The sequence below is a fragment of the Paenibacillus sp. MDV22-iso6 genome, from assembly GCF_058408365.1.
The window spans coordinates 413,081-425,277 of sequence record NZ_JBZVDZ010000004.1 but is presented as its reverse complement, the minus strand read 5'-3'; the positions used below and the strand labels follow the sequence as shown (position 1 = coordinate 425,277).

The window sequence follows — 12,197 nt, the reverse complement described above, 5'->3', positions numbered from 1 at the left end:
TTGAAATACAGAAAAAGAGCCGCAACTGCAGCTCAAATAAGTAATCGATAAAATTACACCGTAATTTAATATAGTTAGAAATTAAGATGTAGTAACGGTTTAATATGCTCAGCTGCCGCATTAAACTTATCCGCAAATTCCTTCGAATTTTCGTATTCTTTTGGCAAGTTATTCAGGAATAATTTGACCTGTTTGATCACTTTCATGCGTACTTCAGAATCTGCACGATTACCTTTTAATTGATCTCTTACAAGATAACCATATTCCCCCCTAAATATTAAAAAGTCATTGATGAGAACATTTAGTTCAGGAAAAGTTTTAGTATTTTCTTTTAAGAGAGTTAATTGGTCATTCACTAAAATAATGGAAGTATAGACATCAAACATTTGCTCAACTTCATTATCAGTCTCTATCTCACTGGTTTGAGAAAGTGTATCATCCAATTTCTGTACTCTCGCAACAAAACCAGTATAATAATTCGAATTAACCTCAACTTCTTTCTTAGTGTATAAGCTTTCAATTAAAATAAAAGTTGAAGCAATGATCAAGAGAACGACAACAACAATGATGATTTTAGAATATTTTTTCTTCATCATTAATTCAACGTGTGGTATTTTCTGCAATTTAGTATACCTCTATAATATTTTTGTTATGTACACAACATTAGCGATACTACCACAAAAAAAGGGAATAGATCTATTTGTACAATTTACCATTTATATGGAATCGAATTACAATAATCTATCATGTTCTGTAAAGGACATAGGTTGTGAAGCCCGATATGGACAACTCTACCTTACTGAATTCTTATATACACTTAGATCCGGATAAATTCAGATTTATAGGTCAGATATCTACAGAACACGGAACTTTTGCATGGGCAGAGAAACAGACGGTTTTTAACGAATCTGAAATAGCCCGCCAATTAAATCAAATTAACGATAAGACTAAACAATTGATGATTCCTATGTTTGGATCAGTATACCTCAGAGTAGATGATGACGCAGGAGAGAGTTAGACCACTTGAATAATGGCGGAAATCTCAGAGTAACCGACTCTGGGATTTTTTGTGTTTAAACTAAAGGGAAGAATAGTTGAATTAAACAATGGCATAATATTACTAAAAAAATGGAGGAAATGCCCTTGTCTAAACGGATTGTTTTATTAGTTTTTATCTTTATGCTTTCTGTTGGAATCAACAATGACCTACTCATCGCATCAGCTAAACCTACGCAAGCTTTTTCAAATGTGGATTTGGACAAGCTGCAAACTGTTACGGATTTCAAACTCTTTACGCCGTCTTACTTGGTTGAAAACTATAAATTAGAAATTAAGGAGCCATACCCGTTTGTTATTAGTCCACCCGTTTCAAAAGTTAGACTTCATTTTTTTGATGAATCAGGACAGACATATTTGTTTGGAATTGAAGAACATAAGGCGGGTGGATATAAAGTAAACCGAGTTGTCACTAACGTCGATGTTCGTAACCGATCAAGTACAACACGAACTATAGTCGAGGATTTTAAGTTTAATGAACATGGAGAGAAAATGAACATAAATGGAATCGAAGGGCGATTTGAACCATGGGCTAACCATATACCAGGAGGATACCTACGATGGGTACAAAATGATACTTTCATTGAAATGGACAGCGGAGAATTAACTAAAGAGGAAATGATCGCGTTAGCAAAATCAATGAGATGATTCAGTAATTCAAACTAACGGAAAACGAAAGCAATTAAGGCTGCCATCTTACATGGGAGCCTTTTTAATATTTGACTTTAAGTAGACTATGAAAGCGGAATGGCTTTTATCCTTGAAATTAAGCAACAAATTCGATATAAATCCGTTGTAGTATGAGAGAGGTGATATGATGTGACAAAAATGAGTAGTTGGATTTTAATGTTGGTATTAGTGGTACCCACGATATTTGCTGGGTGTTCATCAACAGAAAAAAATGAAGAAACTGTGACTCAAAGTGTAGTAGCATCTGATTTTGTTCTCGAAGTAACAACGCCAACTATTATAGTTACTGGTGAAGCAATAAAAGTAAAAGGGACTCTTAAATATACGGGTATTCAACCCGTTGAAGTTTCCCATGGAGAACCAATCATTCGTTTTTAATTTTTCGGGTAGTAACGAGGAGCGTAATTATAAGGATATGGCATATTTAACTGAGTTTAAGTCAGGTCAACTAGTTGAGGTTGAAGATGAATTTATAGTAACAAAAAAAGGGAAACAAAATCTTCTTGTAAATATTGATGGGGATATCTCATTAACAATGAATCCAATTGAAATTCTTGTTAAATAATCTTAGTTGAATTCAACTAACGGGCAGGTTAACTCAGTGCCATTTTGTGAATTACAGATGTAACTTTCATTGATTTGATAGCGTTATTAATAACGAGGAACGTCTTATAGGTTCTAGAATAACTAATAAATGAATATGAGGGATAAAGTTGTGAAAAAAAAGGGGCTTTTTTTTGCTGTTTTATTATTATCTTTAACAACAGCGAACGTAACTGCCTGTGATTCAACAAGTTCAACTCAAGAGAATAACTCTACTCTAAAGTCTGGTGTATTATCAAGCAAATCAACAAGTACAACCCTTACTAATTCTTTAAGTGAAGAAGAGAATAAACCCTCGCACTATATTGCTTCTGGGGGCGCAACGGTACAGCAACCCTTCTCAATAAATCCGGAATTTGTACATATAAAACTTCTAATGAAGAACAATAGTAAACACGAAGTCAATGTTAGTTTAACACACTTAGATACTAGTGAAGTGTATTTCGCTAGAACGATTGCTGCTGGGGAATCTCTGGATTGGATAAATATTAATCAAGGTTTCACGCAAGGCATACGTACTGGAGGCTACTTGCTTCAATGGAGCGGTGGCGGTTATAACGTTGATGGGGAAGTATGGGGAGCAGCTGTTTCAGACCCGGACGATACTGCTCCTCTATCTTATTGAACTAACGGGCAGGTTAGTTTTAATTTGAGGTATCGCTGCATGGAATCAATAGAACTATCTATGTGGTAAAATATAGGAGGAGTACTATTCGAAAAGTGAGGAGGCAACAAATACATAATGGTCAATGACCTATACCGAAAAATTGGTCTCTTATTTTTAAAGAAAAATCTAGTTCAGTTAGCATTTCAGTTTTTTATTTCAGCGTTAATCGGAGTTATATATACTTTTATGATCATTGATGAAACTATAGGTGGCTATATTAATAAAGTATTACCGAGTAAGGATGGACCGGATCTTCATCAATATTTGCCCATTGTGATCACTGTGTTAATTTACTCGTGTTTCATTCAAAGAAAAGAAAGAATTTTTATAGAAAAAATCTCATTCAGTTGTCTTCATATTCTGATTGCAATACTAAGCTGTATTTCTTCTCTTATCGTTATCATGATGATTCAATTCCGAATGATGTAACTAAGGTGAGTAACTTTAGCATTCAATTAATGAAAGAAGCTCAGTACCATTTAGGAACTGTGCCTTTGATATGTAATCAAGTACCGTACCATTTAAACGATAGAAGCATAGAGAATCAGATTTTACCCTTTGCAAAAGAGAATGGGATCACAATTATGGGATATTCGCCATTTGGATTTCTCCTCATTTACATACATTTGGTATGAAAGGTTTTCCTGAAGTGGGCTCAATAGAAAGAAATATATTGAACACAATAGGGGACAAGTACGGTAAAACAGCATATCAAGTTGCATTAAACTGGGTTTTAAGACAGCAAGGATTAGTCACGATCCCGAAAGCTGCGAACAAGGAACACATCGTTGATAATCTAAATGCTTTAGGATGGGAATTAGAAAAAGATGATATGGACCAGATTGAGAATCACTTCCCATTGTAAAAAAAGGATTACGAAACGAGAAACGATAGCGCGGAGATTGAACCCTCCCAACCAATTGGGCAAACACATGAGGCAATTCATCGTTTCTTGAAATTTGAACTAGGACGTTGCTTACTGAATGAACGATTGATGGAATCCGGAAAGTCAGCGGAATGGCTGGCAAAAGAATTGCTTTTTAAACCGGAACGAGTTTACGACTTTTATTGAAAACAAAAGAGTGATGCCGCTCAAAATTGCCATCTCGATCGCCGATTGCATCGGTTGTGATGTTCGTTCCTTGTATGAATTAATTCCGAATGAAAATGAAGTAATTATGGAAAAGCATTGGGATTGAGCAACAGGTATTTGATCACACCATTAAGCTAACGGGCAGGTTAGCGCAATAGATCAACTATTTTTGTTGATTGTAAAAAGTTTAATTATTATGATATATATGGAATGGAATAATCTTGAAAGTGGGGCTTTCGCATGTCACCAGGCACTCATTTTACTAAATTTAAGCAACAGCGAGTTAGGCCATAATTTAATCTTTATTACTAAGGAGAGCTAATGGACCCAAAAATAAAATTATTGTTCTTGGACGAACATGCTGCAGAAGGCGCCGAGCGTTATGGGGTCAGCCAAGAGGAACTCACTTTCATTGGAGGTTTTCAAAACTTTATATATTCCTATAATCGCGATGAATTGAAATATATTCTCCGTTTCACTCCGAGCACTCTTCGCACGTCGGAGGGACTTGTAGCAGAAATGGATTGGATTCATTATCTTTCAGAGAGTGGTATAGCAGTGTCAGAACCGATTTCTTCAATTAATGGAGAGTATTGCGAACTAGTTCAAGGCAATAAAATGGATTTTTACGTAACCTCCTTTACACATGCACCAGGCCGTAAAATCGGATATCCAGAATGTCTAAGCAATTCTATACTTTATGAAGAGTGTGGACGTATAACGGGCCGACTTCATGAATTAGCGAAGCTTTACAACCCTACGATTCTCAAAAGGCACACTTGGGAGCTTAATGAATACCTCCTACGAGCCGAGGATTATTTGCCGTCAGAACTTCAACCAATCCTTATTGCCCTTGATGAACTTAAAGTACAATTGGCGAGTCTGCCTGTTAATGCGGATAATTTTGGCTTGATCCACGGAGATATTAATGTGGGAAACTTCACGATCAATGAAGCTGGGGGATTAACTCTTTTTGACTTCGACGAGTGCCAGTACAGTTGGTATGTCGAGGATATTGCTATCCAGCTGTATTACTTGCTATATGTATTCGGAGAAGATTCGAAGTTCGAACGAAAGGACCAGTATGAACTTTTCATAAAGCACTTCGAGCTAGGCTATATAGAGGATGGCCGACGAATGCCAGACAACTGGAAGGATTTGTTGAAGCTTTTCCTTAGACTTCGCGAAATCATTGTGGTTGTCGGTATGCATCGGAGTTGGGATTTAAGCAAACCAGATGACTGGACCCGCGATTTCTTGCAAGATAGTAGAATGAGGATTACTAAAGGTATCTCGTTGATCGATGAGTTTTGAACGACTAAATGGAGGATACTCATTGAGCTAACGGGAAACGATAGAATAATAAAACTAAGAAAGCAGCTGATCCATGTGATCGGCTGCTTTTATCCAACTAACGGGCAGGTTAACGTAGGAAAAATAGATATGGACGTGACTGAAACGGAGCTTTTTATATTTATATAGATTGAACTTGGAAATATCTTATAAGGGAAGAGAGGCGGAGGAGAATTTTGGAACTTTAGGAGCGATAACGTCCGCCTTTTTCACCGGATTTCTACTGTGAATATCTGGGAACAATAGCGGCCGGAAGTCGAAACATTCACTGGAGTCACGGTAATTTCATAAACTTGATGGAACATCAGTATCAGTCGGGTTTCCATCTGTTTCATTTAAGAGTAACGAATTGGGATACGATTTAAGAAATGTTGATTCATTTACTTTTAAAAAGAACTCGCCTTCAGAAATTAGTTGATTCGTATTAGGTCCGATTTGATCTAACTTTCTTGCTATCTCAGATTCCTTAAAGATACTTTGTTCATCTGCTCGCAAGAACATGCCATGAGGTGTATATAGTTGACTAAAATACCCTTTTGCGAGTTTTGATTCTACGGATTCTTCGATTTTTATTGATTCTTCGGATTTTACGTTATTTGTTGGAAAATTAGAGTTAACAGGATTTTCAACTGTCTTATTTACGGTTTCCATTTCTGGATAGGTGTCTGCTTTTGAATTCGATATTAATGCCACTCCTGAAATAATAGTCACTGCAAAGGCTATTAAATATATTTTTTTTAACATATTATCCCCGCCCTTTCTATACCAACAATTATTTCCTACTTTAAAACATTATATTCAGTAAATGGTAAGGGCCTATTTGGCTTTGCAGTACAACTGGTTTCCAAAAGGACAACAACGCAAAATCCCGACTCATAGCGAGCATAAAGGAACCAAACTGTTTGCTTCCATCGACTACGAGACGGGTCATAAATCAATAAAACAAAGAAAGCCGTATTCAACTCCTCATTTTGGGAGAGGTGCTTGCATTTGATAAAGTTAATTTTGACAATCGTTTTGTTCAATGATTAACAGTTCATTTCTTGAAATTATAATAAGTATCCCCTTTAAATGGGGTTAAGGATTGTCCGATCTTAACCATATACTCTATCGCTTTATCTTTGCTGATAACACTGATTGGATTAACATTATTGATTGATTTGGCATTTTTCTTTTCAATAAGAATCATGTAATTTCTACCTTCCTTATCAAAATTCAATGAATAAAGGAAATTGTTTTCCTTATACTCAGCTTTTGTTTTATCATTTATGGTGATCGTCCTACGCTTGCTTAAATCTGACCGGTCTATTTTTGGATTAACATGAATTCGAACTTTCAGATCTTCACCTACGTATTCCGTTGTTAGAACATCACCACCACCAAGAATGCGTATGCTTTCCAAATATGATTCACTGGGTAACCATTTTGGTATCAATACAGGATTTGTAGATGTTAAATTTTGATATTCTTTAACTGCTTCATTTAGTGAATCAAAATACGTAATCGGATAGTGACCATCCTTATCAACTTTAGGTAATACAGCTTCAGAATAAGCACTAATGGAAGGGATTATCCCTGTTATTCCAAGCCCAATAAGTACTAATAAGCACTTCATCATTAATCTTTTCATAAAAATCCTCCTTGAAACTTCTCAAACCTTTGTTTGAGTTATGTATCTGCTTTTCTCGACTTTTTATTCAGGCCGCTCAAAAAAAGATTAAATAGCTGATAGGCGATTTTCAATCATAAGCCGATTCCGGAGGTAGTGCCCAATTTATTCGGCTCAGGTCTCCACAAGTATCATCGATAAGAAGTCAATTACAGCAGGAGATGAGCCGAATAAGGAATTAATTCATGAACATTCATGTGTTACTGATCCAAGGTTCAGATACTCTGGAGTTTAAGTTTATTTTAGAAATGACGGTGATAATAGGAGAGGAGCAAGAAACAGTTCAAATGACGTTTGGACGAGTTGGTTTAAATGGCTATAGGGTAGATGATAACTTTTCTTGTTATATAATATAGCAACGGAGAGCTAGATTAGTTAGTACGAATGGAGGATTTTTTTAAGCCTATTGGCAAGAGGATGGGAGGATCTATAACTTATTGGACTGTTATGGAAAAACAAGGTATAGAAAGCCACTGCGCGGATCTGATACTCTTTAATCAGTAGTATTTATGGCGTAAAGCCAGGGAGCTTGAAGAAAATGAACCGGAGAATGTTAGGCGAATCGGTCAGATTTATGAGATGATCAAGGACATTAGTAAGATATCTGAGGTTAGAGCCGGACACAGCTCAATAGAAACAAACTCTATATATTTTAAAACAGAAGATTCTATTTTCTGGCATGGGTACTTGTAGGGGAGAATGCATGTTGGAGGAGATATATTTCATTATTTTCTGAAGATAAGCAGAAAAAAAGGCATCTCCTGAAGAAGATGCTCTTTTTTTCTTGAGTAGAAACATTGTTAGGATTGCTACTGGAATCATTCGTCCTAAAACGAGGAAGTATAAATATATTACTCTCTTTTTTCATTATCTAATCGCCGACGAAATACCAAAGCCGAGACAGCAAATATAATAAAAGATAATGTTGAAGCAGCAGTAACCATCTTCAACACATTTCCTATTGGGGGGTTAAACAGCAGAGCAATTGAGATGATTAAAACGGCACCAGTTAAACCCATTCCCAAAATCGAGAACGCTAAAATCTTGTTCATCAAATCACCTCACAGGTAATTGAAACAAGCTACTGCTCCAGCGATACCACCAGCACCAAGAACTGCATATGCACCAATACATGCAGCACATATCGGAGCAGTCACTGGTGTCGGTACTGCACACGAACCACCGCACGCAACCGCAATAATATAAGCCGCCGTACCACCAATGCCAAGCACTGCTCCAAGACAACCTGCCACTGCGCCTACACTCTTCGGTTGAATTCCAGAGTTAACTGGCTCTTCTGCAAGCATTTCTTCGTCTGTGATATAAGGTCTGTCAGTGTCCACGGATTTAGCAACTGATCCATTCAAATACGTCTCAACTCGGAAGTTTCCTGCCTCATTCTTGGTCACCAACATTTCATTTGTCTGCAATACGGTATTATCCTCATCGAAGAATACTGTTACGTTACTAGGAAGGCTATAATCGCCATGCAAAGGAACTGTAACAACCGTAACTCCACCGCCAACCGTGTACACACTCGATTTTTCCAAATCAAAAGCAGACACAGGGGCGATATTCTCAATTTCACCTGCTTCTACTCCATGTAGCGTTGCATTGATCAATTCCTTGGCTTCATTACCTATAACTACAGCAAAATCTTGGCTGTTATCCGCTTGCGCTGTAACACTCAAATTTGGAGATAAACTTAAACAGAAAATAGACAAAATCATTAATACTGGCAAAAAGACCTTTTTCGCCTTTAACATAGTAAAAAACCTCCTATTTTTTAATATTTCGTCATAACATTTCCTCTTCAAGATTGGTACCATCTGTATGCAATTGCTTTAGATACCAGTTCGATAGCATCTGCATGTTCAATGAGGGATTTTTCTTCTCGTTGTCCGGCGTACCTGGGAGTGTATTATAGAAATGAATGCTGATAGGCCTGAATTTGGATTTTTTTTCCTACCCTGAGTTGGTCTCCTGACACGTTGCCCATTAAGCTGAAGCCTAGGGCAAACGTACCCGTAAGTAACCAATTCTTCTTAAATTTCAATAACATTCACGCTCCTTATAACCAGTTTTGAGGATTTCCCCCTCACATATATAGACGCCTTAAAAGGGAAATAGTTACTTTTTTATTTATTATTTTGCATAAAGCCCAAAAAAAGATAAAATAACCGCCTATATGGACGACACACCCTAGGAACAAATTGCACATATAAGTACGAAAACCCGTCTCTAAAGGTATATGATTACGTCAAGGCTTATAAGGATCAATATCGGGAAGTCTACATAACTGCTGATCATGACGATTTTATCGCTGTTCAAGCACTAAATGGAATTATTGTCTTCCCGAAGAAGTGGGCTTTGATCGTTTGTGTATTCTATTTGAAAATGAGAACAACTAAAGACTTTATAAAGTAGCAAGAAACTGAGTGAAGTTCACCAGTCACAAAACCAACTACAACGCGATATTAAGAAAAGTAAGGAGATTGTTAGACTGATGTTATCAAAATGGGCTGTCAGTGCTTATGATGCATTATCAGAAAGGGAAGTGCGTTCATTACGTTCGATCTGATAAAAGTAATAACTATTCAACTTATATTGTAAGTAAGCAATTTTGTAGTAGATCATTATGGAAACACTAATGTTGCCAAAATAGGATAATTACTTTAGTTTTCGGAGCTTTAATTTACGGATTGACATAAAGTTACCCACCAGACTGGAGAATGACATCATAAAGTTGCCTACCAGACTAGAAAAATCACTAAAGGAACAGATCGAGTTCCAGTTTGCTCCGTTTAATAAAGACAAAGGGCATAATTGCATGAAAGTAGGGAACTCATTCAGCAAAGCGTTTACGAAGCAAAAAGACGTGACCGGATTGTCGATTGGATGTATATTGTCGCGAGAAAAGAGCGCATGCATTTAAGAATTCGCTTGAAAAATTTTTTTTTGTATCTTGAACTAGTTTTTTTCGATCAAAGGCAAGAACTAGTTCATGTTTGAAACGGTTAATGTTGATAAGAAAATCTTTATCTGCTCCATTAAGCTAACGGGCAGGTTAGTTCATTTCTTACGTCGAATAAATCTACTATTTGAGCGGGCACTTATACTAAAGGGCAGAATACCACGAAGCTTAGGAGGAGTAGGAAGATGATTCGGGGTGTAATTATTGAAGGGATGTCTACTGTAGGAAAAACATCATTATTTTCTGCTATAAAGAGATTACATAGTCAAACACCGAATAGTGAAAAAACTATAATTTCAATAAGTGAACACTATTCACAAGTATTGCATTCATACCAAGGTGTTTTAAGATCCATGGATAAGGATGAGCATATTTCACTTCTAAGTCGACATGTTGATTATCTTGAACAACAATACGATTGGATTAGCTCTCTTGGTCATTCCAAACCATCCAAAGGTATATTTTTTCTTTTAGAGAGGTTTCATGTAAATCATAGAGCTGCATTTAAAGCCTCTCCTGAGATTGAGCTGCTTGAGAAACGTCTATCCAGGATGAATGCACATTGTGTACTCTTAACCTTGACCCCGGATGCTGTTGAGTCTAGGTTTATTGAAAGTCGCGGTGAAGCGTGGAAGTCATATGTGATGGGAAATTCTACTACTCCCCAAGTATGTGAAACGTTTTTAGATAATCAAGAAAATCTTCGAATGGCTACGAAACAATCATTGATTCCAACTTTAGTGATTAACACAGATGAAGCAGACTGGGATGCTTATGCGAAACGAGTTCTTACGGATTTACGTTAAACGTTGGCGTTCAACCAAGACACTACGGAATTTGTTCAGATATCAGTTAAATCAAATGAAAAGCTTCTTTGATGAAACTATCGGATGGTAGCAGGTTAAATTAATCAATGAGATGAAGAGGGGGAAATCGAAATGAAGACGATCAAGTGTATGATGGACCACCTGTACTGGGCGGACCGACGTATCTTGGAAGCGCTCGAAGAGAGTGGGACGAAGAACAAGGACCTTCTGAAACTCGTTCGGCATGTCGCGGTCGCGGAACGAGTCTGGCTGTCTCGTTTGCAGGGCAAGGGCAGTGCGCAATATTTGTTGTGGGAGGAATCGGAAGACCTGACGGCGATCCGGACGATATTCGAAGAAAACGCCGAGCAATATCGCGTCTATATCGAAGGGCTTGAAGAATCTGAGTTGGACGAAATAATCGACTACGCGAATCAGAGCGGGGTTCCATTCCAAACATCCGTCCGGGACATCCTCTTGCAGGCTCTCTTACATGGGCAATATCACCGAGGACAGATCAATAGGGCACTTCGGATCGAATCGGCAGAGCCTGCCCAAGTCGATTACATTACGTTCGCGAGGCTCTAACGGGCAAGATAGCGTGGCATATAGAGGACTGGATATTCATAGATAGGTTTCTTAATAAGAGGAAAAGAAACCTATCCTGGGATAACCGAAAGAGAATTAGAAAATATAGGTTTTAATTAATCATTAAACTCAACAAACACATGCATATACTTATCTAATCCTGGAAGACCAGTCGTTTCTTTGATATCCAAAAATTTAAGTTTTTCTTCCCAGTCCACTCTTTCTTGGTCGGACTCATCATCAGCTACTTCAAAAATATATGCTAGAACAAATGCATCGATACTGGAGACTCCGTTTTTCAATTGTACCCACTCTTGCGGAAGAACTACTTGGTTCTTACCCACTTCGATGCTCTTACCAGAGAAATTAAGAATCAATTCCTGTCCTTGATTTTTAATCGTAGTCACTTTGTTCTTTCCATCCCATTTAATTGTTGCTCCGGATGCTTTAAAGACATCCTTCACTGGAACATAAGTGGAGTTATACGTCGTTGTAGTCAACTTGTGGTCCTTTGTGATATTTAGTTCTATCTTTTTTAATGAAGGATTATATGTATACGCTGCACGTTCCTTAAAAGGTAGATCCTTTAAAGGTTGGTCCGTAGCAGATGCAACCGACACTACACCCACAACTAAAGTTGACATCAAAAATAGAGAAACTAATCGCTTCATCTTGATTCCTCCTTAAGTATTGTTATT

Annotated in this window: 15 protein-coding genes; 9 read left to right on the top strand and 6 right to left on the bottom strand. The window is 37.3% G+C overall.

The annotated features are described in order from the left end of the window. Window positions 1-74: 74 nt before the first annotated feature. Window positions 75-596 (bottom strand): hypothetical protein, encoded by a 522-nt coding sequence (locus tag AC4PM4_RS13960; RefSeq protein WP_491613865.1) that lies wholly within the window; start codon window positions 594-596, stop codon window positions 75-77. 547 nt (window positions 597-1,143) lie between these two features. Here AC4PM4_RS13960 and AC4PM4_RS13955 point away from each other — a divergent pair. From AC4PM4_RS13955 to AC4PM4_RS13925, 7 genes are all read left to right on the top strand, one after another. Beyond that, a complete protein-coding gene (locus AC4PM4_RS13955; RefSeq protein ID WP_072734646.1) occupies window positions 1,144-1,704 on the top strand; it encodes a DUF4367 domain-containing protein in 561 nt (186 codons plus the stop codon). A gap of 171 nt (window positions 1,705-1,875) precedes the next feature. After that, a complete protein-coding gene (locus tag AC4PM4_RS13950) occupies window positions 1,876-2,124 on the top strand; it encodes a hypothetical protein (protein WP_491613864.1) in 249 nt (82 codons plus the stop codon). A 37-nt stretch (window positions 2,125-2,161) separates the two neighbouring features. Next, on the top strand, window positions 2,162-2,311 hold the full coding sequence (locus tag AC4PM4_RS13945) for a hypothetical protein (RefSeq protein ID WP_491613863.1): 150 nt from the start codon (window positions 2,162-2,164) through the stop codon (window positions 2,309-2,311). 150 nt (window positions 2,312-2,461) lie between these two features. After that, window positions 2,462-2,974, top strand: coding sequence for a pilus assembly protein (locus tag AC4PM4_RS13940; protein WP_491613862.1), 513 nt, complete (start codon window positions 2,462-2,464; stop codon window positions 2,972-2,974). A 338-nt stretch (window positions 2,975-3,312) separates the two neighbouring features. After that, window positions 3,313-3,651, top strand: a complete 339-nt coding sequence (locus AC4PM4_RS13935; protein ID WP_491613860.1) for an aldo/keto reductase — start codon at window positions 3,313-3,315, stop codon at window positions 3,649-3,651. Continuing rightward, a complete protein-coding gene (locus AC4PM4_RS13930) occupies window positions 3,648-3,881 on the top strand; it encodes an aldo/keto reductase (RefSeq protein ID WP_491613859.1) in 234 nt (77 codons plus the stop codon). The genes AC4PM4_RS13935 and AC4PM4_RS13930 overlap by 4 nt, the downstream gene beginning before the upstream one ends. A 549-nt stretch (window positions 3,882-4,430) precedes the next feature. Then, window positions 4,431-5,423, top strand: a complete 993-nt coding sequence (locus tag AC4PM4_RS13925) for a phosphotransferase enzyme family protein (RefSeq protein ID WP_491613858.1) — start codon at window positions 4,431-4,433, stop codon at window positions 5,421-5,423. A 324-nt stretch (window positions 5,424-5,747) separates the two neighbouring features. Here AC4PM4_RS13925 and AC4PM4_RS13920 read toward each other — a convergent pair whose 3' ends face one another. The 4 genes from AC4PM4_RS13920 to AC4PM4_RS13905 all read right to left on the bottom strand — a co-directional run bounded on the left by AC4PM4_RS13920 (window position 5,748) and on the right by AC4PM4_RS13905 (window position 8,897). After that, the gene (locus AC4PM4_RS13920; protein WP_491613856.1) at window positions 5,748-6,206 is read right to left on the bottom strand and encodes a hypothetical protein; all 459 of its coding nucleotides are present in this window, start codon (window positions 6,204-6,206) and stop codon (window positions 5,748-5,750) included. A gap of 292 nt (window positions 6,207-6,498) precedes the next feature. Beyond that, window positions 6,499-7,092 carry a hypothetical protein gene (locus AC4PM4_RS13915; protein WP_491613855.1) on the bottom strand — a complete coding sequence of 198 codons (594 nt, stop codon included), beginning with the start codon at window positions 7,090-7,092 and terminating at the stop codon, window positions 6,499-6,501. 890 nt (window positions 7,093-7,982) lie between these two features. Then, complete coding sequence (locus AC4PM4_RS13910; protein WP_274568101.1) at window positions 7,983-8,183, bottom strand: hypothetical protein; 201 nt, start codon at window positions 8,181-8,183, stop codon at window positions 7,983-7,985. Between the two features lie 9 nt (window positions 8,184-8,192). Then, the gene (locus tag AC4PM4_RS13905) at window positions 8,193-8,897 is read right to left on the bottom strand and encodes a hypothetical protein (protein ID WP_274568100.1); all 705 of its coding nucleotides are present in this window, start codon (window positions 8,895-8,897) and stop codon (window positions 8,193-8,195) included. A gap of 1,393 nt (window positions 8,898-10,290) precedes the next feature. Here AC4PM4_RS13905 and AC4PM4_RS13900 point away from each other — a divergent pair. Beyond that, window positions 10,291-10,911 carry a hypothetical protein gene (locus AC4PM4_RS13900; protein WP_491613854.1) on the top strand — a complete coding sequence of 207 codons (621 nt, stop codon included), beginning with the start codon at window positions 10,291-10,293 and terminating at the stop codon, window positions 10,909-10,911. A gap of 132 nt (window positions 10,912-11,043) precedes the next feature. Further along, window positions 11,044-11,499: a DinB family protein gene (locus tag AC4PM4_RS13895; RefSeq protein ID WP_491613853.1), complete on the top strand. Its 456-nt coding sequence runs from the start codon at window positions 11,044-11,046 to the stop codon at window positions 11,497-11,499. Between the two features lie 116 nt (window positions 11,500-11,615). Here AC4PM4_RS13895 and AC4PM4_RS13890 read toward each other — a convergent pair whose 3' ends face one another. Beyond that, window positions 11,616-12,170: a stalk domain-containing protein gene (locus tag AC4PM4_RS13890; protein ID WP_072734641.1), complete on the bottom strand. Its 555-nt coding sequence runs from the start codon at window positions 12,168-12,170 to the stop codon at window positions 11,616-11,618. Window positions 12,171-12,197 lie beyond the last annotated feature (27 nt).